Origin of the sequence: Yersinia alsatica (assembly GCF_025133195.1) — a bacterium.
Classification (GTDB): Bacteria; Pseudomonadota; Gammaproteobacteria; order Enterobacterales; family Enterobacteriaceae; genus Yersinia; species Yersinia alsatica.
The window spans coordinates 3258606-3285166 of the sequence record NZ_CP104006.1; the positions used below are offsets into that span (position 1 = coordinate 3258606).

The following is a 26561-nucleotide window of genomic DNA, read 5'->3' on the forward strand; positions in this document are numbered from 1 at the left end:
TTTGGATAGTATCTTTCGTACTTGACGCTGTAGCTTTGTTGGCCGCACTCATTTACCCGAATCACTGACACAAGTCAGCTCATCGGGATTCATTCGTTTGCCGCCTTGCTACAGCACCAATAACTTTGGATAATATATTTCGTTCTTGACGCTGTGCTTTGTTGGCCGCACTCATTTACCCGAATCACTGACACAAGTCAGCTCATCGGATTATGAGCCCCTAATAAGGCTCACCCTTCGGGCCAACGCAAGCGTTGTTCAAATCGGTTTACAACCCATTTGTCATTCGTTTGCCGCCTTGCTACAACACCAATAACTTTGGCTAATATATTTCGTTCTTGACGCTGTGTTTTGTTGGCCGCACTCATTTACTCGGTCTATGCATGGCGCTGATGACTGTGGATAATATGCTAGCAAAGCTCAAGGGTGGGAAATGTGCCAACGACCATCGGTACCCTAACCCCACCCGCTTCTGAGCAACAAATTAGCGTGTTATATCAACCCCCCGCTAATTTAACTTTCATCCCTTTGGCTTCCAAAAGTTGCTTCAACAGATCGCGTTTATCGCCCTGAATTTCGATAACGCCGTCTTTTACTGATCCGCCGCAACCGCATTTCTTCTTCAGCTCTGCACCGAGCTTCTCCAGCATTTCATCACTGCCATCAATACCGGTAATCAGACTCACGCCCTTTCCTTTACGGCCACTGGTTTGGCGCTGGATGCGAACAATTCCATCACCTTTAGGACGTTCAGGTTTTACCTCTGGTTCATTGATACGACCAGTGTCTGTTGAATAAACCAGGCGGCTATTATCATTGCTCATTATGCGACCTTACTCAGTGATGCCAGAATTTCACTCAGTGTTTTCTCCGGATCTGGTGATAAGGTGATCGGACGCCCTATTACCATATAATCGACACCAACCGCGACGGCCTGCTCTGGCGTCATAATCCGGCGCTGATCACCGGCATCACTGCCCTGTGGGCGAATACCCGGCGTCACCAATTTAAAATCGGTACCACAGACTTGTTTCAAACGCACCGCTTCATGGGCAGAACACACCACACCATCCAAGCCGCAATCCCAGGTCAATTTCGCCAGCCGCTCCGCATGTTCCGCAGGGCTGATAGTAATGCCGATATCACGTAAATCTTCACTGTCCATACTGGTTAATACCGTCACAGCAATCAGTAATGGTGCTTGTGGTCCAAAAGGCAATAAAGCCTCTTTTGCCGCGGTCATCATCCGGGCACCGCCACTGGCATGAACATTCACCATCCATACGCCGAGATCGGCGGCGGCGGCAACAGCATGGGCCGTGGTATTAGGAATATCGTGAAATTTCAGGTCGAGGAAGATTTCAAAGCCGCGCTGTTGCAAGTCACGGACAAACTGTGGGCCATATAAGGTAAACATCTCTTTGCCCACTTTTAACCGGCAATCTTGCGGATTAACACGATCCGCAAAGGCTAACGCCGCGTCTTTATTGGCATAATCCAGAGCAACAACGATCGGAGAAGATATTGAGCCACTGTTATTAGTGTTAGTTGCAGACGTCATTTTTAAGCCTTTTTCAGTCAGTTAGTCATGATAACGCTGACATTCTACAGGGTACCTCACTGAAATTACAGCTATCAGCCCGCGCGGTGTTTACCCTTTGTTCAACATGAATTGATGGTGAGAGTCAGTTTGCGTCAATAATACGCCGCCTCCATACCCACCATTAAGTAAAATAGTTTCAAGAAGCGTAAATTATCAATCAAAATATTTGATTAAAACAGTCAACTGTTTGTGATTTTCATTCAACAGCAATGCTATATCATTCACTCCATCGCAAGACATTGACTGTCTACTAATGATTTAAATAAACTTTATTTAATCAAATAATAAACAAAAAATTGGAGTTTCACATGAAAAGCATCAAATACATCGCCCCGGCATTAGTGCTCTCTTTAGCCTCATTTGCCAGTGTTGCTGCAACACAAATCCAGCATACTCCATCAACTGGACTGAATGAAATTGGCGTTATTACTGCCAGTAATGCCAGCACTCTGACTGATTTGGAAAATATACTGGCAGAGAAAGCTGCAGCGGCGGGGGCTAAATCTTTCCTTATTACTTCTGCTGGGGGGAATAACAAGCTACACGGCACCGCGGTTATTTATCGCTAAGTCGGTTTCCCCTCAGGTTAAGTCTGTGTCGCAGCATAAAAGAGCGCTTTGGCGCTCTTTTTGCACATTCTAATGTGAATTTTTTGTGACAGTTGTGTTATCCCCTAGACAGTTCACCTTCCCTCGCTTAGCTTGGTATTTTCCCCTAAGTTGAAGGTTATATGATGAGCGAAATATCTACCTTAACCATTAAAATCCCTCTGGAATTAAAAGAGAAAATCAAAGCAGCCGCCTTAGAAAAACAGTTTTCTCTCAGTACCGAAGTCTGCGAAAGATTAGAAAAAAGCTTTGAAGTTGATGTTAAAAATAGTAAGGGCGGCCGTAAAGATGCCAAATTACATCACAGTGAGATTGATAACCAAGGTGTCGAAGAGATTTCAGAACAGCCGTTAAGCCAGAAAGAATTGAAGAAACTGCGGCAATTATTGAAAGCGCCGCAGAAGAAAAAATAGCGCCTAATTTCCTTATCTACTCCAATCGGGTGATTCACTTCACCCGATGACGCTTTGCTCCCAGCAGCCATTACTGCCCATCCAATCCTCTGATCGGTTTAACCGACGCCCAGGCCCGGCAAGATGGGCAATGCCAGTAGAGGGAATGTGCGGTAAAACCACACTTGTGGCAGCGGTAACGCGGTTTGGTGCGGATTTGCTCCCCAACCATGTCACGTAGCAACAGCAAGCTCTCTTTCGCGCGCCCTTCCTCTGCATCAGCCAAGTGATAATCCATCAAACGATAGAAAACACGCATAGTTGGATGACGTTGCAACTGGCGGTTAATATAGGTTTGCGCCACATCACGGCCTTCATGCTGCTCAAGAATTTCCGCCAGCATCAACTCGGCCGTAGCACCGGTATTATCTTCAACACAGCGCTTCAGGAAATTAGCCCAAGCCTCGGGTTGTTGTAGATGCTGATAACACTCACTCAGCATGGGTAATGCTTCACTTACAATTTCTTTATCTTGCTCCAGCACCCGCTCCAGAGCTTCAACGCCCTTAGCATATTCACCTTTGGCGAGATATAACCGGCCTTGCATGATAGAAACTCTGGCGCACTGTTTATCAGCAGAGGCGGCTTTTTTCAGCAACCCCATGGCCTTATCCAGATCATCACTCCCCATAGCTTGCAGCGCGAGTTCGCAATAAAAATGGGCAATTTCCAATCGCTGGTTATCTTTACCCATTTTGACCAGTTTTTCAGCCACTTCGATGGCATTGTTCCAGTCACTGGTGGCCTGATAAATGATTAATAATTGCTGCAATGCACCCAGTCGGAAATCTTGTTCCTCAACCAATTGGTTGAACATATCTTCTGCACGATCATATAAACCCGCCGCCATATAATCACGGCCCAGTTGCTGAATCGCCAGTAACCGCTGTTCAAATGTCAATGAAGCGCTTTCCATCAAGGCCTGATGGATGCGGATAGCGCGGTCAACTTCACCACGGGAGCGGAACAAATTGCCTAACGTCAGATGTGCTTCAACGGCTGAACTGTCTTCTTTTAGCATTTCAAGAAACAGATCAACCGCTTTGTCCTGCTGATTGGAGAGAAGGAAGTTAACCCCGGCCACATATTCACGAGACAGGCGGTTAGCATCCTGCTGCTTATCCTGCTGAGCACTTCTACGCCCCATATACCAACCATAGGCGGCAGCGACCGGTAACAGCAGAAACAGCATTTCTAACATAGAAAATTATTCCTTGCTGACAGCAGGTGCGGATGCAGTAACACTGGGTTCAGTTGACGGTGCAAGCTGTGCTTCAAGACGTTTAATTTTCCGCTCTGCGCGACCCAATAAAATTCGAACCCGCAGATAAAAAAGCCCGCAAATAACCCATCCCAGCACCAAGCCTGCCGCAAAAAGCGTTGCCAATAACGTCGATACCCGATATTCGCCCTGAGCCAATAGATAATTAAAGGTAACGACCTGATCGTTATTTGCCCCTAGCGTGACTGAAATCACGAAAATCACCAGCACTAACAAAAAAATCAGCAAATATTTCACGTTTTTTCCTAAAGGCCGAATCAACCTGATGAATTATGCCAAAAATGTGGCGTCCTTACTTATTAAATTAGCACTTCCTCACCCAGCAAAGAAACCCTGCACCAAGATAAAGCGCCGAAGCGGTGCTCAATAGGCATTATTTTAAGCAACTTAACTGAGAATAATAACTAATCGCTTAATTTTCCCCATGCTCACGGTTTTCGATTTCCTGCTGTTCTTGCGGCACAATGGTTAATGGGCCAAACCAACGCTGTACCAAACTGCATACAATCGCGACTAATAAAGCACTAATAAGGGTTGCTGCCATCAGATCCCGCGGCCAATGCATTCCTAACACCAGGCGGCTCATCATGACACCTTGCGCCCATAACATCAGCAAAATTACCGTTTTATAGTGCCGCCGTGGCCATAATAATCCCACCGCCAATAATGCCCAGCTGGCAGCAAAAACCGTGTGTCCGGACGGAAAGGCAAAACCGGTTTCAAATTGCCAATGGTTACTCAACCACGGCGGAATAATAGATTGGTTTTGTAGTTGCTGCTTCACTAACTCGCTACGCTCAGCGCGCGGTAACGAATAGAAAAACCGATTATCAATATGATGCTCAGCTTCAAGCCACACCACGAATGGCCGTGGCTCCTGCACATGTTCTTTGATCAACGATTTGAGGCCTTGCCCCAGCACAATCGCCATACTCAGAATCACCAACAACCCCACCGCAGGTTTGATTCGAAAGCGCAGACACCATAAGAACCAGCCGCTTAGCAATACGCTGGTAATGATCCCCCAAGGGGCGGTGACTGTTTCGGTCAGCCAAAAAAGGCCTTTTAGCCAGCCAACATTGTTACCGGGTTGCCACTGCCAGCCGGAAAGCCAGATAGCAAAGGTTGGCAGCAGCAAAATAAGTGCTCCCACAGTGATTCGTTTTGCTATATTCCACATCTGAGGTCCTTTCTTTCTGGCGATATCCACAACAGATTATCCATGGTGATTACACTAATTGCAGTTATAGCCATTACACATCAATTACGCTATCCATTGATAACATAAATAAATTTTTGTCATTGCCGAAATAAATCCCAGCCAGACATTCACTCTTACCTTCTTGCTGCTTTGTTGAACAGCAGTGAGTCAAAAGTTATGGCAATATAGCTAATAATGATCGCAGAGAAACTTTTTATTTAACCTTATACCCCAATATAGAGGGTATAACGGGCATTCACGGTAGGATGTGCAACAACCTTCCTAAGGGTCTGAAGTTATAATATGAACAGCAAGATGCAGCTAAAACGTGTAGCAGAAGCCAAATTACCTACTCCTTGGGGTGATTTTCTGATGGTCGGTTTTGAAGAACTGGCCACAGGTCATGACCATCTGGCCTTAATATTTGGTGATATCAGCGGAGAAGAGCCAGTGCTATCCCGCGTTCATTCCGAGTGCCTGACGGGTGACGCTTTATTTAGTCTGCGTTGTGATTGCGGTTTTCAGTTAGAAGCCGCGCTGGCACACATTGCTGAAGAAGGCCGTGGTGTGCTGATATACCATCGTCAGGAAGGCCGTAATATTGGTTTGCTGAATAAGATTCGAGCCTATGCTTTGCAGGATCTTGGGGCCGATACCGTTGAAGCCAATCACCAACTCGGTTTTGCTGCTGATGAGCGCGATTTTACCCTGTGTTCTGATATGTACAAATTACTCGGTGTCAAAGCCGTGCGCTTGCTGACCAACAACCCGAAAAAGGTTGAGATCCTGTCACAGGCCGGGATCAACATCGTCGAACGTGTTCCGCTGATTGTTGGCCAGAACCCGAAGAATGAGCATTATATGGCGACCAAAGCCGCTAAAATGGGTCATTTATTGACTAAGTAGCCCACTACTCTCGGGGTTTAGGAAAGACAATTTCCAGACAGTATTAGGGTGGCTTTATCGCCACCCTTTTTATTTACTACATATCTATTCGTTAAAAAGTGACACTGTCACTCATCACTGTGGCTATTACAACATTTTGCGGATCACATAATGCAAAATGCCGCCGTTTTCGAAGTAAACCAATTCATTACCTGTATCTATACGGCAGCGAGTATTGACCGTTTGTTGGCGTCCGTCAGCATAGGTTATTATCACTGCCACAGTCTGCCCCGGGGCCAAACGCTGTAAGCCACTGACGCTTATCGCTTCATCGCCGGTCAAACCTAACGTTTTGCGGTCTACGCCCGCTGGAAACTCCAGAGGCAGAATCCCCATGCCGATTAAATTTGAGCGATGAATACGTTCGAATGATTCAGCAATCACCACTCTTACCCCTAATAATCGTGGCCCTTTTGCGGCCCAGTCGCGGCTGGAACCGGAACCATACTCTTTACCGGCAATCACCGCCAATGGCACATTTTCCTGCTGATAACGCATCGCCGCATCATAAATAGGCATTTCATTTTGCGATGGAATATGTCGAGTGATGCCCCCTTCAACTCCGGGCACCATTTCGTTACGAATGCGAATATTAGCAAAAGTGCCGCGCATCATAACTTCATGGTTACCACGGCGGGAACCGTAAGAGTTGAACTCCTTAATTTCTACCCCGCGATCGCGCAAATAGCGGCCAGCCGGGCTGTCCAGTTTGATATTACCGGCGGGTGAAATATGGTCGGTGGTCACTGAGTCGGCCAAAATTGCCAGAATACGGGCATGGTGAATATCCTGAACTGGCTCAGGTAAGGCTTTCATATCACTAAAGAAAGGTGGCAAACGGATATAAGTAGAATCGCTCTGCCAGTCATAGGTCGGTGTGCTCTCCACCTGAATGGCTTGCCAATCTTCATCACCATCAAACACTGCGGCATATTCCTTGCGGAACATATCGGTTTTAACTTCTTCAACCGCTTTGGCAATCTCGAGCCCGGTTGGCCAGATATCTTTTAGATAAACAGGATGGCCATCAGGGTCATTACCCAGCGGGTCTTGGGCCAGATTGACATTCATATTCCCAGCCAGGGCATAAGCCACCACCAGCGGCGGTGATGCCAACCAGTTAGTTTTGACTAATGGATGGATGCGCCCTTCAAAGTTGCGGTTACCGGAGAGCACCGCTCCCACCGTTAAGTCCCCTTCTTTGATGGCTTTTTCTATTGAGTCCGGTAATGGGCCAGAGTTACCTATACAGGTCGTACAGCCGTACCCCACCAGATTGAAGCCTAAACGGTCAAGATAGGGGGTTAAGCCCGCCGAATTGAGATATTCAGTGACCACTTTAGAGCCGGGAGCCAGCGAAGTTTTCACCCAAGGTTTGGTTTTCAGGCCTTTTTCTGAGGCTTTTTTCGCTAACAGCCCCGCAGCCATCAACACGCTAGGGTTCGATGTATTGGTACATGAGGTAATGGCGGCGATGACGACCGCACCATGCTGTAGCTCGTGGGTTTCGCCGTCAAGAGTGAAGGCGACGTGGCTGACTTTGTCTTTTTTACTGTTAACTTCCAACTGTTCAAAAGCATTAAATGCGAGGGGAACTTTAGCTAATGCGACCCGGTCTTGTGGGCGTTTCGGCCCAGCCAGACTGGCCTCTACCGTGCTCAAGTCCAGCGATAGCTGGCTGGTAAACACCGGCTCATCCCCCGCATGACGCCATAGTCCTTGCGCTTTACTGTAGGCCTCAACCAAGGCTATTTGCTCATCACTGCGGCCACTTAAGCGCATATAGCCCAGAGTGACATCATCCACCGGGAAGAAGCCGCACGTTGCGCCGTACTCCGGTGACATATTGGCGATAGTGGCACGATCCGCCAGCGGCAAATCCGCCAATCCATCACCATAAAACTCAACAAATTTACCGACTACGCCGTGCTTTCTCAGCATCTGCGTGACCGTCAACACCAAATCAGTGGCGGTGATCCCTTCGCGCATTTTGCCCGTCATTTTGAAACCGACCACATCAGGGATAAGCATGGAGACCGGCTGGCCCAACATCGCCGCCTCAGCTTCAATCCCACCGACACCCCAGCCCAGAATCCCCAAGCCATTAATCATAGTGGTGTGGGAATCGGTACCCACTAAGGTATCCGGATAAGCGACCTGCTTGCCGCCCTGCTGCTCATGCCACACGGTTTGCCCCAGATACTCCAGGTTAACCTGATGGCAAATCCCGGTACCCGGTGGGACGACGCGAAAACGGCTAAAGGCTTTTTGCCCCCAGCGCAGGAAAATATAGCGCTCGTGGTTGCGCTCCATTTCTAAGCGGACGTTTTCACCAAATGCCGCTTTATCGCCAAACTCGTCAACTGTTACGGAGTGGTCGATAACCAAATCTACTGGGGACAATGGGTTAACCTGTGCAACGTCGCCCCCCAGGCGTTTAACCGCCTCGCGCATTGCCGCCAAATCCACGACTGCCGGTACTCCGGTAAAATCCTGCATTAATACCCGAGCGGGACGGTAGGCAATCTCTTTATCGGCATGACCGGTTTGTTGCCAGTCGACGATGGCTTTAAGGTCTTCTTCCTGAACTTGCTCACCATCCAGATGGCGCAGTAAGTTTTCCAACAACACTTTCAGTGATTTCGGTAGTCGGTCGATATCCCCCAGCACTGCCGCCAATTGCGGCAAGCTGTAGTAGTGATATTCATGGTTAAGGGCGACCAACTTAGCCATACTCGTTTTTCGCAGATCCAACGACATAGCGCCTCCATTGTTTCTTATAAGTGCTCTAAACAACATTCATCTCAACAAGGCTATTCCCTTGAAATTATGAGGTCTAGATTAAATATAACACAAAGAAACATTAACATTTTGGCAACAATGGTGCTAATCCAATTTGGGTTTGCTAATACTCATAGCCACGAGCAGGCCTCTAGCATATTTTCTCTTATCTCCATTTAAGCTATTTCATGCTTAATAATATTTCTATTCATTACTTATTTAATTACCGAGGTTATTCTCACTCCAATCATTAAAGCCGCTAAAAGACAGAGTCGATGTATTTTTCTACCAGGCTTAAAAAATAATATAAAAATCATTATTGCCCGCTAAAATAACCTATTTATTTTCACCAGAGATAGGGATGCCATCTGCAACCTTACCCAAGAAGAGGCATTGCAACCAATAAAGAGTTTTTTGCACTACACTTTTTTGCTCCTGAGGCTCAGTTATATGCTTAGGATATTTGTCCAAACAACTCACATCTTCTTTAATAGCATCCCTGTTACGCGTATGTATATCCTTGAGTAATGTTTGATATCGAGTATTATCGGTTAGGTGAGCGAGTTTATTTACATTTGTTCTCGATAACTCTGCAGTGGCTGCAGCGTCTTTTTTTAGCTCAGGGGCTGTACTGTCTATATCATGATCATGAGAGAATGAGGGAAATAACTTTGTAAGATACTCACAAATTTTATCCCACAAACTTCGCATATCAAAAATTTGATTCAAATCATGGCCACAATCATTAAATGTCACTCGCAAAATGTTATCATGATTTTTTGTTAATACTGCACCATCCGGAGTGAATTTGATAATGAAGTCCACTCTGACAAAAGGCTTGTCATCTTCATGAGCTATATACTCATTTTTTATAGTTCCATCCGGATGGCATTCATTATATCTATTATAATCAACAGTATGATGCATAACTAAATTGTTTTTAGAATCAATAGCAAAATTTATTGCACTCGCACTTGGATTCAGCGGGTAAAATTGTAACTTATTAAGTTTGTTTAACTCTTTTATTTTTTGGTTAACAACCCTATCAACTACGGGGTTTTCGCTACATTGAGTAATTATCTTACCTAACGTATCATACTCTGCTCCGCCGAAATTATTACTTATAGGCTTCTGAAAAACAATACCATCATTTATCCAATGAAATCTTGAATTATACTTTTCTTGTATATGCTCACGATTTTCTGATGTGAACTTATCGATTACAGTTGATACATTCTTTACATCTTCTTTATCGAACTGAATTAATGAATCTTTTTTCTCCCCTCGATCTAATTCGTTTGGTTGGTTACAAGGATATTGAATATATGTAGGTGAAATTCCTGTTATTATCATTTTTATGGCTATTCCCTATTGGTTGTTGTCGTAATTTCTACCGGTCTAACTTAATTCTCCCTATATGAGAACGTGTTAAATCATAGATAAATTAATAGGGTTTATCTTTCAGTTTTCACCAATTAAAACAGAAAACCACCCAAATTAAGGTGGTTTAAGCATGAATGAAAACATTAATTAGTTATGTCACTTCGTAGGCAATTTTATGTCTTTGAACATTGCCTCAATATCATCATTCGAACGCAGAGCCACTGCTTTATCCACTACATCACGCGTTAAATGCGGTGCAAAGCGCAGAATAAAATCATACATATAACTGCGCAGGAAGGTACTGCGACGGAAACCAATTTTGGTGGTGCTATAAGTAAAGATATCTCGTGCGTCAACGGTCACTAAATCAGGATCTTGAATCGGGTCAACCGCCATGCTGGCGATAACCCCCACCCCCAACCCTAATCTCACGTAGGTTTTAATCACATCGGCGTCAGTGGCGGTAAAAACAATTCGCGGTGTCAGACCGGCGCGATTAAACGCCATATCCAGCTCAGAGCGCCCGGTAAAACCAAAGGTATAGGTCACAATAGGATAGGCGGCCAGCTCTTCAATACTGACATGCGCTTTGCCCGCTAAAGGATGATCGGGTTTCACAACCACCGCACGATTCCAGTGATAGCACGGCAGCATAATCAGGTCGTCGTACAGATGAAGCGCTTCTGTCGCAATGGCGAAATCAGCACTCCCCTTGGAAACTGCTTCAGCAATTTGTGTTGGTGACCCTTGATGCATATGCAAGGAAACACGCGGGTAGCGTTCAATAAAGCCTTTAATCACATTAGGCAGCGCGTAACGTGCTTGAGTGTGGGTTGTCGCCACATACAAAGAGCCTTTATCAGGATAAGTGTGCTCACCGGCGACCGCTTTGATGGCATCAACTTTGGATAAAACTTCACGGGCGATACGGATGATTTCCAGCCCTGCGGGGGTTACCTGTGTAAGATGTTTACCACTACGGGCAAAAATCTGGATACCCAGCTCATCTTCCAGCATTCGCACCTGTTTACTGATCCCGGGTTGCGAGGTGTAGAGGCCTTCAGCGGTAGATGATACGTTAAGGTTATGGTTAACCACCTCAACAATATAGCGGAGCTGCTGCAATTTCATATCTATACCATCCTAGGTTAAACACTGCGGGGAAACCCACAGTTTGGTATATCGGTATCACCCGGTATGCCGAGAAGTTATTAACTGAAACCCATAACTGCATGATGCCAAAGTGGTCAGTATTGACCTTATAATAACATTCGGTGATAAAAAAATATTTTATATAACCACTATATCATTTCATCAGAAACTGTATACACCCTCTCAGGTTACATTTCAGCGATATTAGCGGCTTTTTTCGCCTAAATCACTGACTCGCGTCCCTATGTATACTTGGGCTATTAACCACCTTAGCTTTCGAGTATTAGCCTAAAAATAATTGTGTTTTTGATAAATGCAGACAGCCGCTAAAGATTGATAGCATCAACGGATTAACCAAGACTATAAAGCACTTGGATAGATTAGCCCAATAAAAAAACCAGCCATTAAGGCTGGTTTCAGTTGCGCAACTCGGTGCTGCACTTTGCCGCTTAGTGGCAGCCAATCAAGTTAGATGCTGCCACATGCTCAGTAAAGCACTTATTTTTTAGCTTCAACCCATTTGCCGTCGATGTAGAAAGCAGACCAACCGGTAGCTTTGCCATCTTTCTCTGACGAAACATACTGTTGTTTGGTTTTACGGCTAAAGCGCACCATGGTTTTATTACCCTCTTTATCCGTCACTGGCGCATCAGCCAGGTAACGTAATTTTTCAGGTAAACGGTCCTTGAAACGCACCAACTCTTCTACCAATGGCGCACGGGTTTCGCGCGATTTAGGGAAGGTATTGGCCGCCAGGAATACGCCTGCTGCACCATCTCGCAATACAAAATAGGCATCAGACTTTTCACATGGCAATTCTGGTAACGGGACCGGATCTTCTTTCGGTGGCGCAACTTCACCACTGCGCAAGATTTTACGGGTGTTTTTGCACTCATCATTGGTACAGCCCATGTACTTACCAAAACGCCCCATTTTCAGGTGCATTTCAGAACCACATTTCTCGCACTCAACAATTGGGCCTTCATACCCTTTGATACGGAACTCGCCTTCTTCTATCTCATAACCATCACATGCCGGGTTATTACCGCAAACATGTAATTTACGTTGGTTATCGATTAGATAACTATCCATGGCTGTGCCACATTTCTGGCAGCGGCGGCGGGCGCGTAATGCGTTAGTTTCCGCATCATCACCTTCCAGGATATTCAGAATTTCAGCTTCTGGCACCAGATTAATGGTGGTCTTGCAACGTTCTTTAGGCGGCAATGCATAACCCGAGCATCCTAAGAACACGCCCGTGCTAGCGGTACGAATCCCCATAGGACGGCCACAGGTTGGGCAGTCAATGCTGGTCATCACCATCTGATTTGGGCGCATACCGCCCTCTTCAGGATCTTTTTCGGCTTTTTCAAGCTGCTCACTGAATTCGGCGAAGAAACCATCCAGCACCGCTTTCCACTCAGCCTGATCATTGGCGACTTGGTCCAAACCACTTTCCATGCGCGCGGTGAAGTCGTAATTCATCAACTCGCGGAAGTTTTCTTCCAGACGGTCAGTGACGATTTCACCCATTTTCTCTGCATAGAAACGGCGGTTTTCTACCCGCACATAGCCACGATCCTGAATGGTCGAAATAATCGACGCATAAGTGGATGGGCGGCCAATACCGCGTTTTTCCAGCTCTTTTACCAGTGATGCTTCACTGTATCGTGCCGGTGGCTTGGTGAAGTGCTGGCTTGGAATCAGTTTTTGTAAATCCAACTCACTACCCACTTCAATCACTGGCAAGGTGCGGTCTTCATCACCTTTACGCAGTGCCGGCATCACCTTGGTCCAACCATCAAACCGTAAGGTACGGCCTTTAGCACGCAGTTGGAAATCGCCCGCCTGCACAGTCAGTGTCGTAGAATCATACTTGGCCGGTGTCATCTGGCAGGCTACAAACTGACGCCAAATCAGCTGATACAGCTTCTGAGCGTCGGCTTCCATATCTTTTAACTGTTCAGCCAGCACATTCACATCAGAAGGACGAATAGCTTCATGCGCTTCTTGTGAGTTTTCTTTGCTGCTGTACTGATTTGGCGCCGATGGCAGATATTTATCACCAAAATTATCGCCAATATAACCGCGCACCATAGTCAGTGCATCTTGACTTAAATTGGTGGAGTCAGTACGCATATAGGTGATATGACCCGCTTCATACAAGCGCTGCGCCATCATCATAGTTTTCTTCACACCAAAACTCAGGCGGGTACTGGCAGCCTGTTGCAAGGTGGAAGTAATAAATGGTGCACCCGGCTTGCTACTGGTCGGTTTATCTTCGCGATCCAGCACTTTATAGCGGGCATTTTCCAGCAGTTTAAGCGCGGCGTGAGTTTGCTCGCGATTTACCGGTTTAAATGGCTTGTCATGCGCATGAGTGACTTCCATTTGAATCGGAACTTCACCTTTTGCCAGCAAGTCGGCATGCAGTTCCCAATACTCTTCAGGAACGAATGCTTTGATGTCACGTTCGCGTTCCACCACCAGACGCACCGCAACCGACTGTACGCGCCCTGCTGACAGGCCACGGGCAATCTTTTTCCACAGCAGTGGCGAAACCATATAACCCACTACCCGGTCCATAAAGCGACGGGCTTGTTGGGCATTAACCCGGTTGATATTTAATTCACCAGGTTGATTAAACGCCTGTTGGATGGCGTTCTTAGTGATTTCGTTAAATACCACACGGCTGAAACGCTTATCGTCACCACCAATCACTTCCCGCAAATGCCAGGCAATAGCCTCTCCTTCGCGGTCAAGGTCGGTTGCGAGATAGATGTGGTCAGCGTTTTCAGCTAATGCTTTCAGCTCGGCAACCACTTTCTCTTTGCCGGGCAAAATTTCATACTGCGCTTTCCAGCCATGATAAGGATCGACGCCCATACGGTTAACTAAGGCAACCTTTTCGTCTTTCTTTACTTTAGTTTTGGGCTTGTCAGCTTTCTTGGCTTTATCTTCAGTTGAGTTAGCGCTCTTCTTACTGGCTGAGCCACTGGTCGGCAAATCACGAATGTGACCGACACTGGACTTAACCACGTAGTCATTCCCTAAATATTTATTAATAGTTTTGGCTTTTGCCGGGGACTCAACTATTACGAGAGCTTTACCCATAATTACCTTTACCTAAATTATTTCTTCTAAAAGAAGGTTTTTATCTTGCCGTACCGCGGCATTCTGAATCTCTTTTTTATATTGCGGTACTTTTTCAGGAGATCAACCTGTTTTTTTGATCGGAGCCATAAAAGAGTCATCCGAAACAGACCAGGCTATCCCGCAAAATCTTTGCCTGTGCCCAGAGCAACAGTCGTAAATTTTGCCCTATGGCGTCAACAAAACCTTCCACCTAATAGTATAAAATCCCACACTGTACCTGATAAAAAGCGCCACGCAACCTAATTAGCTCGGAATCTGAATTTATCCAATTGTGCTGACAAAACCATCAATGACTCGAATAAACCTTAGTCGGTTTGCGAACAAATGCTAACCCGCAGTAGAATAGTGAAAGAAATTACCTTGTTCTGAGGAAATATAATTGTTGTGAGGAAATATAATGTTTGTAAACACCGCACCTATTGAGCGTAATAAATTGTTGGCAGAGGCTAATGAGATTATTCGCCAGCATGAAGATTATCTGCAGGGTATGCAGGCCACTGACGTTGAGCAAAAAGGCTCAGTATTAGTATTTCGCGGCGAATACTTCCTCGACCCAGATGGTTTACCAACGCCAAAAACCACCGCGGTATTTAATATGTTCAAACATCTGGCGCACGTTTTGTCTGCTAAATATCATTTAATCGATTAATGGCAGATTACTCTTCTATTTATTGCTTCTTGTTTTAGCTATTGAGCAAAAAATAACAGGGGGCTAAGCCCCCTGCTTTTATCCTACAACATTCATATCACATCAGGTTATAGCAGTGGTTTTTCACCACGCTGCCACCAGCGTAATAATAAGCGATCCACACTTTCTGCGGCGCTACCGGTAAAACGATCCATTAGACGTTTACGACGAGAATAACGAACACCAATGACTTCGTGGTTATCCATTTCAGCAATCAGTAAATCATCACTGGTACCAATGGCATCAACCAAGCCTTTCTCTTTGGCTTGTGTCCCAAACCAATGTTCACCGGTCGCCACAGCATCAATGTCTAAAGAGGGGCGCTGCTGCTGAACGAACTGCTTGAATAACAGATGTGTTTCATTCAGATCTTCGCGGAATTTCTCACGACCTTGTTCAGTATTTTCACCAAACAACGTGAGAGTTCGCTTAAACTCTCCTGCGGTATGCAGCTCTACATCAATATCATTCTTTTTCAGCAAACGATGGAAGTTAGGTATCTGTGCAACCACACCGATAGAGCCGATAATAGCAAAAGGCGCGCTAATAATGCGGTCAGCTACGCAGGCCATCATATAACCCCCGCTGGCAGCCACTTTATCTACCGCCACCGTCAGACGGATGCCTTTGTGGCGCAAACGCTCTAACTGGGAAGCGGCCAGACCATAGCCATGAACCACGCCCCCCGGGCTTTCGAGCCGAAGTAACACTTCATCTTGTGCTGTGGCAACCGCGAGTACCGCCGAAATTTCTTCGCGCAATGATGTCACTTCATGTGCATCAATGCTGCCTTTGAAATCAATGACATATAAGCAGGGCTTTCCTGTCGCCACCGCGCCTGCTTTAGCACGCTGTTTCTTCAGTTTTTGATCGGATTTTTGCTGCTTTTTAAATTCTTTGCTCCAGGCTTTTTGTTCAGCATGACTCATGCGCGCCAGCCGCATTTCACGCTGCATTTCCTTATATTGCTCACCCAGGTCAACCAGATTAAGCTCTCCCCGTTGCCCTTGTTTTCTCATTCCCTGGCTGACAATCAGTAATACTACCGCACCAATCGCGACCACAATGGTCACCACCTTAGCGAGAAACAGTCCGTACAGCGAAAATAACTCCACAAATACCGCCTTTATTCATCTGCTATTAAAGAGATACCTGCATTCTAGCGAACCCATCGGCCGCCGTCTTGCGCAAATGAAAAATTGCATTGGTTTCGCTTAAATATAAGAATGTAAGAGATATCGCGGCACACGAAAGTCAAAGACCCGCCGCCAGGAAGAGGAATAATTATGCATTACCAACCTAAAGATGATCTGCTCGATAATCGTACTATTCTCATCACGGGAGCAGGCGACGGCATTGGTCGCGAAGCGGCGCTGACTTACGCACGCTTTGGCGCCCATTTGATTCTGGTGGGCAGAACAGAAAGCAAATTAGTTGCCGTGCAACAGCAGATTGCCGCAGCAGGAGGCCATCCAGCCTTGGTTTTGGTATTAGATCTCTTGCACGCAACACAGCAAGATTGCCAGCAATTGGCTCAGACTCTCGGCAGTCAAATATCGCATTTAGACGGCGTTCTGCACAATGCCGGCTTATTAGGTGACGTTGCCCCAATGATCGATCAAAATATTGCGGTCTGGCAAGACGTCATGCAAGTGAATGTCAATGCAACTTTTATGCTCACTCAAGCACTATTACCCTTACTGCTTAAATCTCCCAGCGCCTCTCTGGTGTTTACCAGTTCCAGTGTCGGCCGCCAAGGGCGCGCTGAATGGGGAGCTTACGCCGTATCAAAATTCGCCACTGAAGGCATGATGCAAGTGCTAGCGGAGGAATATAAACACAGTAATCTGCGCGTTAATTGCATTAATCCCGGTGGAACCCGTACTCAGATGCGTGCAAGCGCTTTCCCTGACGAGAACGCTGACAAGTTAAAAACACCCGCAGATATTATGCCGCTGTATCTCTACTTAATGGGCGACGATAGCCGCAGAAAGACCGGCATTAGCTTCGACGCACAACCAGGCCGTAAAGCCGGCCCCGCAGAATAAAGGAAGGTTTTATGTCTGAAGAACGTCACCAACAGCGCCAACAGAAAATAAAAGAAAAAGTTGAATCTCGGGTTGCCGCCGCGCAGGAAATTCGCGGTATTTTGATTGTTTTTACCGGCAATGGTAAAGGCAAAACAACTGCCGCATTTGGTACGGTAACGCGGGCGGTTGGTCATGGTTTAAAAGCTGGAGTCATACAGTTTATAAAAGGCGAGTGGCCAAACGGTGAGAAAAATCTACTGCAACAACATGGGGTTGAGTTTCAGGTGATGGCAACCGGGTTTACCTGGAATACACAGAATAGAGAAACGGATACCGCCGCCTGTCAGGGGGTTTGGCAACACGCGCTGCGTATGTTAGCTGACCCATCGCTGGACTTAGTGGTACTGGATGAGCTGACTTATATGGTGGCTTATGACTATCTACCACTGGATGAAGTTGTGAATGCACTAAAACAGCGCCCTGCCCATCAAACTGTCATCATTACCGGTCGTGGTTGCCATCGAGACTTGTTGGAAATGGCAGATACAGTCAGTGAATTGCGTCCGGTCAAACATGCCTTTGATGCTGGAATTAAAGCTCAGCAAGGTATTGATTGGTGATTACCGCCCCGCTTCAATAACAAAAAGATGCCGCGGGGAAAAGCCTGCGGCATTTATCTTTAAAGAACATCCTAATATCGCTAACCGATATTCCCTACTGTTCCTCTCCTGAGAAAAGTACCGGCATATTTGCGGGTGTTAATATTCCCATAGCTGGCGTTAAAGTTCCCATCGCGGAGGTAGCCTGGCCTGTCGGTGGTGTCTTTTGCTGGGTGCTACCAAAATAGCAAAGTGTTTTCCAAGGCTGTGAAAGAGGGCTACAAGTTTTTTCACAAATATCACCGTAGTGGGAGTGCGGGCCACTGCAAGCATAAGTCATTGAGGAAAATCCGGTACCGACAACAAATAAGATTGCTGTGCTGGTCATTAACAGAGATTTTTTCATGGTAATGCTCCTTAGAGTTTAAATCTGATGGGGTATTTATATATTCCCCAAGAGCACTGTAGCCATTTGAAATAGCATAAGACCAGAGCTATCCGGTGATGGTTGACCTAATGTTTATGCTGTCAAACCTTTCCTGATAGGTAGTTTATATATTCGAAACAATCAGTGTCAGTTTTTTATACTTTAGGGAGAAAAGTGAAATAGAGGAAAGGCAGGAAATTGAGTGATATTAGAAATAACGAATGGGAAGAAAGTTATTTCTTCCCATTTTGGCGATTACCCGCGCTTGTTCGACCCGCGACGCCCAGCCGTTGCTGCTGGAGCTGCATTACCCGCATTTTGACGAGTGGAGCCTTTGCGTGCTGAACCTTGACGGCCAGCAACCTGACGGCCAGCGACTTCAGTATGGCGTTTAACTGCACGACGGATCTGATTCGCTTTCACCCGGCGTCTGTCTTTTTCTACCGGCAGCTTGCTGACAGTTTCAGAATCCAGTTCAACCAGTTCGCGCAGATAGTTAGTCGCGCTCAGATCTAATTCAGTCCAGCCACCACGTGGTAGACCTTTTGGCAGATTGATATCACCATAACGAACACGAATCAGGCGGCTAACCTGCACGCCGACAGCTTCCCATAAGCGGCGAACTTCACGATTGCGCCCTTCGGTCAGAGTGACGTTATACCACTGGTTAATCCCTTCGCCACCTTGGAATTTAATGGTGCGGAATGCCGCAGGACCATCTTCCAATTGTACACCACGGCTCAGTTGCTTGATTTTTTCATCATCAATTTGACCAAATACCCGCACCGCATATTCGCGCTCAACTTCACGACTTGGATGCATCAGGCGGTTGGCCAGCTCACCGTCAGTGGTGAACAGCAATAAGCCGGAGGTATTCACATCCAAACGGCCTACCGCTACCCAGCGCGAACCACGCAGCTTTGGCAGACGATCAAACACCGTTGGGCGGCCTTCAGGATCATTGCGAGTACAAAGTTCACCTTCTGGCTTGTAATACGCCAGAACTCGGCAGACGGCTTCTTCAGACTCTTTAATAGAAAGAAGATGGCCATCCAGGCGAATTTTAGTGGCCTGAGTGACTTCAACACGATCACCCAACTTTGATATTTTACCATCAACGCTGACGCGGCCCTGCTGAATGATTGTTTCGATTTCTCGACGAGAACCATGACCGGCTCGTGCCAAGATTTTCTGTAATTTTTCACCCACAACTTTATCGCCCTGTGGTTTAGGGCTTTGTGGCTTTGAGTTTGGTAATTTTTGGTCTTCTGACTTCTCGCTCATTGAGCAACCTCTAATGTCGCCTTCACAGGCGTCAGTTTTAACTATAGAATCAATACGTTAGCTTAATGTTTCATTAGATCTCAATGAGTTACAACATTAAGGCACACAATATGGACACCAAATTGGTGAACAACAGGCCTAAGTTTACCACAGAGCGCAATGGATTTTTTTATATTAATTTCAGGCTTTCCAATGTTAGATAACCCAATAGCAATGAATTACTCAGCATTAGTAACCAAGGCGCATTTGAGAACGGAAGATCGCTGTGAATTCTTTGTGCTTCTTCTAGCCCGTTTCAGCGTGACGTAAAGCAATATGTTTTATTGTCCTCGGATATTTTCAGCCAGTCGATTATTGGTGACTCGTTACTATTTTTACTGGTCTACAATCAAATTGATACTGAGCTTTTATGTTGAAGTTACTGGCAAATAACAGGAAATATGAGTGTAATCAATGCCAATTTAATTACCTTTAATTTCATACGTTAAGGAACGCGTCCATGCCTGAAACTATTAATCCCGTTGCCCTGGTTGCATCAACAACACCTATTAGCTCCAAACCTTCGAGCTATCCAGAACCCTTTGCGTCCAGAGTGTCCGGCAAAGAGAAGCATCCCCTTAGTGATTTATTTGGCCTCACAAATTTTGGCGTCAACTACACCCGTCTAAGCCCAGGTGCAACATCAGCACTGCGGCACGCCCACACAAAACAAGATGAGTTCATATATATCCTGCATGGAAATCCTACTTTGCATACTGATGAAGGTTTTACAAAACTCGCTCCAGGAATGTGCGCAGGTTTCAAGGCTGGCAACGGCAATGGTCACTGCCTGATAAATGAGTCAGCAGAAGATGTTGTTTACCTTGAGGTTGGCGACAGGACTTCAGAAACCGAAGTCAACTATCCAGACGATGATTTGAAAGCCATTGTTGCAGATGGTAAATGGATTTTCGTTCACAACAATGGGGTTCCATATTGATGGCTGTTCCATTGCGGGTAGGTACAACCTGCTCGCTGAAACAGCGATAGACCTGAGGTGGCGTAATGACTTCCCCTACGGGAAGTCATGGCAGAAGCGGCAATGAAGCTTAGTACTTAATCATCGATGGCCCAACACTTAGAGTTCTCCCTGTATGAAAAGACGAGTTTTGAATTTTTACCGCCACAACGGGTACTTCGTGGGAGGAATAATTTTTGTCATCCTCTCATTTTTTATGGGCTTCTGGGGAAATTTGAGCATTAAAGGTAATACCAGGGAAGGTGTGATTTGATTGACCAGAACATTCAGGTTCCGGTGACATTATTATAACGGTTTGAATATGGAAAATTGAAAGCTACCTTTTGCATCAAAACCTACATGATGAACAGCTACTCCAATAACTTTACGAACACCGTCTATATCAAAAACGCAAGATTAGTTTGGCTACTTTTATATTTTAGCTGCCTTTAGGTAATTAATGTAAATTAATTATAAACATAATAGTTTATCTTTAAAAAAATGGTTTATTTTTAGTTGATAATAAGACATTCCAGAATAATCACCTCCTTTACTATTTATCATTGAGTATTTTACTTTCGGATGAGCTTAATGAATAAAGTCTTTATTTAAAGAAAAAACAAATTATGTAAAGTTTTGTATGTAAGAATTAAAAAGATTGACGACTCTGCAATTATTATAAAATAATTAATCGCCATTAAGGATGATGGTCATTAATTTATGATGATTCCATTCTGCTTTTATTTTTCTGACGTTTTGTCAATTTTATAATGTCTCGAGGAGTTGTAAACGTGAGTCAACGTAAGATAAATATTAACTATATAGTGCCGTTAGCATTATCTTGCACGGTAGGCCAACTTTTGCTCGCTGGTCAGGCTGTAGCGAAAGACTACGACCTTTCCTTTAAAAATAAGGTAGAAAATCAGCATGGTATAGTTATCAAAGATACTATTCAGGACAGTAAAGATTATAATATTAACGTTACTGTTAATAACCCCGCTACTGGCGAAAATAATGGCCTTGAAGTGTATATTGGTGACCTTAGGGATAGAGAAATCGGCGGGAATTATAATATTGGTGATTATGCCGTCTCGATTAAAGGAGAGACAGAACAAAATCACCAGAGTGGTTTGGCTTTTTTTGGTTTAGCCGCAACTGGTGCAGACACGAAGGTCACCGTTGATAATTTCAAACTTGAGAACGAGTTTACGGTTAAATCTAAGTACAATCATAACAATACAGCACTCTTTGCTGATCTCGGGGCTAATATAGCTATAAACGGCGATCTTTATATTCGTTCCAGTGTTGATCATACAGAAAGCGGGGAAAAGGCAACATTAGCCAATAATGGTATTTATGCAAATGGAAAGGATACTTCTATAACGGTAAACGGCGGAAAAGTTTATATTAATACTTATGCCAGTAATTTTCAGGAACGTATGGATAACAATAGCGGCTATCCTGAAGGCTCTTCAAAAAGCGATGCAATCAGTGCGAAACGAGGCGGTAGTGTTAATATTAACCAGACAGGTAATCACCAAGTAAATATTCTGGGGAATATCGATTTTGGTGACAAATTGTACGACAACACCAGCCAAATTAACGTTGTCCTCAATGGTACTAACTCCTACTGGCATGGTCATGAAGTCAATTATCGTGACCCTACTTCTGGGAAATGGACCGGAGATCTAAATGCTGTATTCATGAATGGTGCACACTGGATCCCGGATGGAAAAGACGCCGAGATCAGTGCTATTACGCTAAAAAATGGCGGTACTGTGAACCTGCATGGCTATAATTTGCATACCAATCAAAGTATTAACGAAACCGTCAAGATCCATGATTTGCGTGGCAATGATGGTATTTTCCTGATGGATGTCAATACCAGCAAAACTGACGGACAGCGCCGTAATGGCAGCGATTTTATCGCAGTTGTTAATAGCAGTACGGGGGGAACTCACGCCATTGAAGCATTAAATGTTGATAAGCTGGCAGATCTTAAAGAAGATATTTGGGTCGCTGATGCGGCAAACAATGTTAACTTCGTTGCTTACGATAAAATCGATATCACCAATGAGTACGTTTACGACTATAAACCGCTGCTTCGTTCAGATATCCGGGAAGGCGACCCGGATAGTCAATACGGCACGAACTGGTATATTACAGGCATTTCCACGAAAGCCAGTGCGGGAAGTAATACCGCAATTGCGAACGCCAGCATAAACTATACTGCCGCTACCGCGCGTCTTGAAATTGATAATTTGAATAAACGCCTGGGTGAACTACGCAATAACCAACAGGAGAATGGGCTGTGGCTCCGCTATAAAGGCGGTGAAATAGAAAGCCGAAATGGAAGTTACTTTAAAAATCAATATAACTTCTGGCAGCTTGGTTACGATAATAAAGAGGAGGATGAAAACTCCATCTTCACCCGCGGTATTGCTGCACATTATATGAAAGGTAAAGCCGATTTTGACTACGGCTCAGGTGATAATAAAAGCTTCGGTGGTTCACTGTATACTGCATGGAGCCGACCAGAGAAACAAGACTATGTTGATCTGGTTTTAAAATATAGCCATCACGACAGTGACTTTGATTATCGTAATGTCTATGGCTATGGCGGAACAGGTGATTCCAGCACCTGGTCTATCAGTGCCAGCGTCGAATATGGCCGCGAGTTTACCATTGCAAAAACGTCGTTTATTGAGCCTCAAGCTCAGCTTATTTACACCTATCTTGATGATGCAAAATATACGACCAGTAGTGGTTTAAAGGTTGACCAGAAAAATATCGACAGCGTCATTGGCCGCGCAGGGTTCAGAATGGGGCATCGTTTTGATGAACAGCCCAATAGCGATATTTATCTGAAAGTGGATTTGCTCCATGAATTTGCCGGCGATCGCGATATTTCAGTGCGTGGTAAAGATGCAACGCTGACAGTCAGCGAAGGTGGTGACGATACTTGGGTCAACTACGGTATCGGTGCTAATATCCAGCTGACGCAGAACAACAATTCGCGACTGTATGTTGATCTGGAAAAATCAGCAGGCGGAAATTTTGATACCAACTGGCAAGTCAACGCAGGTTTTCGCGTTGAGTGGTAATTAACGCAGTGGCCTGTTAAGGCGTATCAAGTAGGTGGCGGGATTATTCCCGCCATCCTCTCACATCGCTGCACATGCGTTAGCTCAAGCAATTCCCGGTATAGCGATTCTGGAAGGTGATGAACGAGGCGGTAAGAAATAACGACTACTTCGCATCAGCGGAGTTGTTTCGTGGAGAAATTCGGCGATTTTTTTGGTGAAATATCTCTGGTAATTGCGGGTTGCTGACATATCGAATTAATTTCAACTTCCAGTTGCTGTGAAATGTATCTTCAGTTAATCATGTATAAATCTGATATATTCAACACAGTCTTGATTAGAGGAAAGAACTTTGGGTAATCAATCTATTACGGTATAGGCAACCACCGTTTAGGCCGTCGCATATTGTGGCTCCGGGCTAATGTCATTCAATAGTTGTGAAACAATCCCTGCATTCATCAGCATCGGTTGTAATGTGTTGATGCCTAATTTCCCCAACGCACTGCGTTTGTGATAGCTAACGGTTTTGTTGCTTAGCGCCAAGTGACTGGCAATATCATTGTTCGATTTGCCTTGCAGTAACAGGGCCAAAACGGTTCTTTCTCGCTTCGATAATATACAGGGGCGTTTTTTACTGAGTGCTGGCGGGTTTGAAAATACCCGGTTTAATTGAGCAACAAATTGGCTCAGAGGCGCATTTTGGGCAATGACGGCGTAGACCTGCTCCACCCCATAGAAATATTGTTTTAGCAGATAGACACAAAATTCATCGGCAATGACAATGACGCGACAGTTTGGGCGATGTATACGCAACCAATCAACCACCAGACTAAGACTATCGCCAGAGGTATAATCCTCACCGCGTAGATTTAGAATAGCCAAATGTACTGCCGGAAACTTGACCAAATTATCATAACAATCAGTCAGGGAGCTGATACTGGCGGCTATCTTGACTGATTCACTCATTAATAGTTTTTTTAAAATACGTTCCAGAGTGAAACGAGTATAAAAACAAGGGTGTTGAATGATTGCAAGCTTCTCTTCCATAGCGCTTATTTCCTTTTAGACACTTAGGTTAAATTTTATTTATCTAAATCTTCTTAATTTTTTTAAAAATACATTTATAAAAAACATGGCAACCATCGCGGAGATAAGTGATAACCATAATGAGAGCGAAATTAACGAGTCATACGTCTCTTCAGAGACAATGGCACCGAGATAAATTGAGTGTATGTAGTTCATAAAGTCTGGAAATGTTTCAACAATAACCAGACTGAAAAGACAGAACAGCCAGATAAACCAGAAGAGATAAAGTGAATATGATGTCAATTTATTCATAGGGTTATAACCATATCGCCATTAATCTTGTAGGAAAACCTTTAGGACGGTCATGCGGTTACTGACATATCTAGCTGCGGGAAGCAGCAATATCCCGATATAACGGCATCAATTGCACCATCAAGATTAATAACATCATCCTTTTTATATACGTATCCACTAACCCCGATCCCAAGACACTTTTTTAGGTAATACATTGAGGTTAAAGAGGTGTAAATAAGCACCCTTGACTCAGGTGACATCAGCATCAACTTTTGAATCAGATTAAGTTGAATATTTTTATATCCGACAAAATCTATAACAATGATGCTCGGTTTATAAATGCTGGCCATCTTAAGCGATTCTAACTCTTCGCCTGTCTCATAAACTCTCCCTCCTTTGCATTCTATAAGCCCCCTCACCACATGTCTTATTAAAGGATGCTGATCAATAATTAGAGCTGAAATGGATTTATTCATAGTAACTTCCTCGTGAAGTTATGAATATTTAGGCGAAATTATCATTAATAATAAAATCGCCAGATAATATATTGGCTTAATTAAGGGTATATTGCCCCGAAAGTGCGCAGTTTAAGTCAAGAGATGTTTCGGCTGATGTCGATGGTGATGTGACATAAAGCCCATAATAAATATTGTCGGTATCATACTGTTCGGAAATACCGTCAAATCCTGCGACACTGATTGGGCGCGAGAATGAATATCCAGCGGCAGTCCCCGCATTTGCATCACGGTAGGCACCGCAAGTCACTTGAGTATTGCCGCCGCTTGCTATTGTTGTATTAGGCGTAATAGAAAAGTTCAGCGTTTTAGTTTTTGCCGTTGATAACCAGTTAACACAATTAACCGATAAGCTTATCGCACCAATATTTTGCGACAATCGTGATGCGCTGCTGTTATATAAATAGAGATGATCGCCACTCAAAGTATTCTCAAGACTAAGAGGCCCGGATGCACTGGCCTCACAAGCAACATCAAGATTTTGTTGACTCAAGTTAATGGTATTGGTTGTATAACCGGTCCCCCCGCTAGCCAATGTACAATTGGCACCATTAATACATGAATACCCCTCTGAAGAGGTTATAACAATAAACTGCCCATTACTGCCAACTAACTTGGAAATTTCGGCATATGGGATTGATACATGTTGATTGAGAACAACACCATGGGCCTCCGCAACTCTAAGTGAATCATAGTGAGTAGCTGCATTCGACAATTCAAGGTCATAACTACCATCGCCCCGAAGGTCAACCTCACCTCGTTGTATTAGGGTACTTCCTGTGACTAAATTAAATACATAGACCAATTTGCAAGATTGTAACGATTGAGTTCCTGTCCCTGCTTTCATTTTGCAAGTATTAGGATGAGTTTCGTGACCAGATAAATAATAATGCTTTAAGTCAAAAGTGAGCTCACTTAAGCTGGTGCGCGGATTTTCAACTTGATAATGACCTAGTGCCACATTGGGTAATACAGAAAAGGCTAATGTGAATGCTAATAGATTAAATAATTTCATAGTAAATATCCAAAATAAGGTAATGACAAAGTCGGCATAA

Annotated in this window: 23 protein-coding genes; 8 read left to right on the plus strand and 15 right to left on the minus strand. The window is 44.8% G+C overall.

Going from position 1 to position 26561, the window contains the following annotated elements:
• Positions 1-497 precede the first annotated feature (497 nt).
• Positions 498-824 carry a stress response translation initiation inhibitor YciH gene (gene yciH / locus N0H69_RS14530; protein ID WP_050151242.1) on the minus strand — a complete coding sequence of 109 codons (327 nt, stop codon included), beginning with the start codon at positions 822-824 and terminating at the stop codon, positions 498-500.
• Positions 824-1561: an orotidine-5'-phosphate decarboxylase gene (gene pyrF / locus N0H69_RS14535; RefSeq protein WP_050151243.1), complete on the minus strand. Its 738-nt coding sequence runs from the start codon at positions 1559-1561 to the stop codon at positions 824-826. Before pyrF ends, yciH begins: the two co-directional genes overlap by 1 nt.
• Before the next feature lie 350 nt (positions 1562-1911).
• Between pyrF and bhsA the strand changes: the two genes are divergently transcribed.
• Positions 1912-2172 carry a multiple stress resistance protein BhsA gene (bhsA, locus tag N0H69_RS14540; RefSeq protein WP_050106909.1) on the plus strand — a complete coding sequence of 87 codons (261 nt, stop codon included), beginning with the start codon at positions 1912-1914 and terminating at the stop codon, positions 2170-2172.
• Positions 2173-2336: 164 nt separating this feature from the next.
• A complete protein-coding gene (locus tag N0H69_RS14545; RefSeq protein WP_050134408.1) occupies positions 2337-2624 on the plus strand; it encodes a hypothetical protein in 288 nt (95 codons plus the stop codon).
• Positions 2625-2694: 70 nt separating this feature from the next.
• On the opposite strand, the gene lapB is transcribed toward N0H69_RS14545, so the two are convergent.
• The 3 genes from lapB to pgpB all read right to left on the minus strand — a co-directional run bounded on the left by lapB (position 2695) and on the right by pgpB (position 5125).
• Positions 2695-3864, minus strand: coding sequence for a lipopolysaccharide assembly protein LapB (gene lapB, locus N0H69_RS14550; RefSeq protein WP_050121374.1), 1170 nt, complete (start codon positions 3862-3864; stop codon positions 2695-2697).
• A gap of 6 nt (positions 3865-3870) precedes the next feature.
• Positions 3871-4182, minus strand: coding sequence for a LapA family protein (locus N0H69_RS14555; protein ID WP_050106906.1), 312 nt, complete (start codon positions 4180-4182; stop codon positions 3871-3873).
• Positions 4183-4357: 175 nt separating this feature from the next.
• Entirely contained in the window at positions 4358-5125 is a 768-nt protein-coding gene (gene pgpB / locus N0H69_RS14560) for a phosphatidylglycerophosphatase B (RefSeq protein ID WP_050121375.1), read from the minus strand.
• Positions 5126-5461: 336 nt separating this feature from the next.
• Between pgpB and ribA the strand changes: the two genes are divergently transcribed.
• Positions 5462-6052 (plus strand): GTP cyclohydrolase II, encoded by a 591-nt coding sequence (gene ribA, locus N0H69_RS14565; RefSeq protein WP_050107188.1) that lies wholly within the window; start codon positions 5462-5464, stop codon positions 6050-6052.
• 126 nt (positions 6053-6178) lie between these two features.
• Here ribA and acnA read toward each other — a convergent pair whose 3' ends face one another.
• The 4 genes from acnA to topA all read right to left on the minus strand — a co-directional run bounded on the left by acnA (position 6179) and on the right by topA (position 14521).
• Positions 6179-8851, minus strand: a complete 2673-nt coding sequence (gene acnA / locus N0H69_RS14570; RefSeq protein WP_050134406.1) for an aconitate hydratase AcnA — start codon at positions 8849-8851, stop codon at positions 6179-6181.
• A 357-nt stretch (positions 8852-9208) separates the two neighbouring features.
• A complete protein-coding gene (locus N0H69_RS14575) occupies positions 9209-10225 on the minus strand; it encodes a hypothetical protein (protein ID WP_050145838.1) in 1017 nt (338 codons plus the stop codon).
• Positions 10226-10411: 186 nt separating this feature from the next.
• Positions 10412-11386 carry an HTH-type transcriptional regulator CysB gene (cysB, locus tag N0H69_RS14580; RefSeq protein WP_050106902.1) on the minus strand — a complete coding sequence of 325 codons (975 nt, stop codon included), beginning with the start codon at positions 11384-11386 and terminating at the stop codon, positions 10412-10414.
• Positions 11387-11905: 519 nt separating this feature from the next.
• The gene (gene topA, locus N0H69_RS14585; RefSeq protein ID WP_050134403.1) at positions 11906-14521 is read right to left on the minus strand and encodes a type I DNA topoisomerase; all 2616 of its coding nucleotides are present in this window, start codon (positions 14519-14521) and stop codon (positions 11906-11908) included.
• A 439-nt stretch (positions 14522-14960) separates the two neighbouring features.
• Here topA and N0H69_RS14590 point away from each other — a divergent pair, with 439 nt between their 5' ends.
• On the plus strand, positions 14961-15212 hold the full coding sequence (locus tag N0H69_RS14590; RefSeq protein ID WP_050106900.1) for a YciN family protein: 252 nt from the start codon (positions 14961-14963) through the stop codon (positions 15210-15212).
• Between the two features lie 107 nt (positions 15213-15319).
• On the opposite strand, the gene sohB is transcribed toward N0H69_RS14590, so the two are convergent.
• Positions 15320-16366: a protease SohB gene (sohB, locus tag N0H69_RS14595; protein WP_050121379.1), complete on the minus strand. Its 1047-nt coding sequence runs from the start codon at positions 16364-16366 to the stop codon at positions 15320-15322.
• A gap of 171 nt (positions 16367-16537) precedes the next feature.
• Between sohB and N0H69_RS14600 the strand changes: the two genes are divergently transcribed.
• Positions 16538-17299, plus strand: a complete 762-nt coding sequence (locus tag N0H69_RS14600; RefSeq protein WP_050151244.1) for a YciK family oxidoreductase — start codon at positions 16538-16540, stop codon at positions 17297-17299.
• 11 nt (positions 17300-17310) lie between these two features.
• Positions 17311-17901 carry a cob(I)yrinic acid a,c-diamide adenosyltransferase gene (cobO, locus tag N0H69_RS14605; RefSeq protein ID WP_050106897.1) on the plus strand — a complete coding sequence of 197 codons (591 nt, stop codon included), beginning with the start codon at positions 17311-17313 and terminating at the stop codon, positions 17899-17901.
• Between the two features lie 94 nt (positions 17902-17995).
• Here cobO and N0H69_RS14610 read toward each other — a convergent pair whose 3' ends face one another.
• Both N0H69_RS14610 and rluB read right to left on the minus strand, forming a co-directional pair.
• A complete protein-coding gene (locus tag N0H69_RS14610) occupies positions 17996-18286 on the minus strand; it encodes a hypothetical protein (protein ID WP_050121380.1) in 291 nt (96 codons plus the stop codon).
• A 276-nt stretch (positions 18287-18562) separates the two neighbouring features.
• Entirely contained in the window at positions 18563-19591 is a 1029-nt protein-coding gene (gene rluB, locus N0H69_RS14615; protein ID WP_050151246.1) for a 23S rRNA pseudouridine(2605) synthase RluB, read from the minus strand.
• A 499-nt stretch (positions 19592-20090) separates the two neighbouring features.
• Between rluB and N0H69_RS14620 the strand changes: the two genes are divergently transcribed.
• Both N0H69_RS14620 and N0H69_RS14625 read left to right on the plus strand, forming a co-directional pair.
• Positions 20091-20570, plus strand: coding sequence for a cupin domain-containing protein (locus N0H69_RS14620; protein WP_050151248.1), 480 nt, complete (start codon positions 20091-20093; stop codon positions 20568-20570).
• 809 nt (positions 20571-21379) lie between these two features.
• Positions 21380-23692, plus strand: a complete 2313-nt coding sequence (locus N0H69_RS14625) for an autotransporter family protein (RefSeq protein WP_375541919.1) — start codon at positions 21380-21382, stop codon at positions 23690-23692.
• A 369-nt stretch (positions 23693-24061) separates the two neighbouring features.
• Here N0H69_RS14625 and N0H69_RS14630 read toward each other — a convergent pair whose 3' ends face one another.
• From N0H69_RS14630 to N0H69_RS14640, 3 genes are all read right to left on the minus strand, one after another.
• Complete coding sequence (locus tag N0H69_RS14630) at positions 24062-24718, minus strand: helix-turn-helix transcriptional regulator (RefSeq protein WP_050134397.1); 657 nt, start codon at positions 24716-24718, stop codon at positions 24062-24064.
• 341 nt (positions 24719-25059) lie between these two features.
• Positions 25060-25467 carry a response regulator gene (locus N0H69_RS14635; RefSeq protein ID WP_072077508.1) on the minus strand — a complete coding sequence of 136 codons (408 nt, stop codon included), beginning with the start codon at positions 25465-25467 and terminating at the stop codon, positions 25060-25062.
• Between the two features lie 76 nt (positions 25468-25543).
• The gene (locus N0H69_RS14640) at positions 25544-26521 is read right to left on the minus strand and encodes a heme utilization protein (RefSeq protein WP_253272096.1); all 978 of its coding nucleotides are present in this window, start codon (positions 26519-26521) and stop codon (positions 25544-25546) included.
• Between the last annotated feature and the right edge of the window lie 40 nt (positions 26522-26561).

Coding starts and splice junctions, on each gene's coding strand:
- yciH (WP_050151242.1), bottom strand. CDS start 824: ATGAGCAATGATAATAGCCGCCTGGTTTATTCAACAGACACTGGTCGT.
- pyrF (WP_050151243.1), bottom strand. CDS start 1,561: ATGACGTCTGCAACTAACACTAATAACAGTGGCTCAATATCTTCTCCG.
- bhsA (WP_050106909.1), top strand. CDS start 1,912: ATGAAAAGCATCAAATACATCGCCCCGGCATTAGTGCTCTCTTTAGCC.
- N0H69_RS14545 (WP_050134408.1), top strand. CDS start 2,337: ATGAGCGAAATATCTACCTTAACCATTAAAATCCCTCTGGAATTAAAA.
- lapB (WP_050121374.1), bottom strand. CDS start 3,864: ATGTTAGAAATGCTGTTTCTGCTGTTACCGGTCGCTGCCGCCTATGGT.
- pgpB (WP_050121375.1), bottom strand. CDS start 5,125: ATGTGGAATATAGCAAAACGAATCACTGTGGGAGCACTTATTTTGCTG.
- ribA (WP_050107188.1), top strand. CDS start 5,462: ATGCAGCTAAAACGTGTAGCAGAAGCCAAATTACCTACTCCTTGGGGT.
- acnA (WP_050134406.1), bottom strand. CDS start 8,851: ATGTCGTTGGATCTGCGAAAAACGAGTATGGCTAAGTTGGTCGCCCTT.
- N0H69_RS14575 (WP_050145838.1), bottom strand. CDS start 10,225: ATGATAATAACAGGAATTTCACCTACATATATTCAATATCCTTGTAAC.
- cysB (WP_050106902.1), bottom strand. CDS start 11,386: ATGAAATTGCAGCAGCTCCGCTATATTGTTGAGGTGGTTAACCATAAC.
- topA (WP_050134403.1), bottom strand. CDS start 14,521: ATGGGTAAAGCTCTCGTAATAGTTGAGTCCCCGGCAAAAGCCAAAACT.
- N0H69_RS14590 (WP_050106900.1), top strand. CDS start 14,961: ATGTTTGTAAACACCGCACCTATTGAGCGTAATAAATTGTTGGCAGAG.
- N0H69_RS14600 (WP_050151244.1), top strand. CDS start 16,538: ATGCATTACCAACCTAAAGATGATCTGCTCGATAATCGTACTATTCTC.
- cobO (WP_050106897.1), top strand. CDS start 17,311: ATGTCTGAAGAACGTCACCAACAGCGCCAACAGAAAATAAAAGAAAAA.
- N0H69_RS14610 (WP_050121380.1), bottom strand. CDS start 18,286: ATGAAAAAATCTCTGTTAATGACCAGCACAGCAATCTTATTTGTTGTC.
- rluB (WP_050151246.1), bottom strand. CDS start 19,591: ATGAGCGAGAAGTCAGAAGACCAAAAATTACCAAACTCAAAGCCACAA.
- N0H69_RS14620 (WP_050151248.1), top strand. CDS start 20,091: ATGCCTGAAACTATTAATCCCGTTGCCCTGGTTGCATCAACAACACCT.
- N0H69_RS14630 (WP_050134397.1), bottom strand. CDS start 24,718: ATGGAAGAGAAGCTTGCAATCATTCAACACCCTTGTTTTTATACTCGT.
- N0H69_RS14635 (WP_072077508.1), bottom strand. CDS start 25,467: ATGAATAAATCCATTTCAGCTCTAATTATTGATCAGCATCCTTTAATA.
- N0H69_RS14640 (WP_253272096.1), bottom strand. CDS start 26,521: ATGAAATTATTTAATCTATTAGCATTCACATTAGCCTTTTCTGTATTA.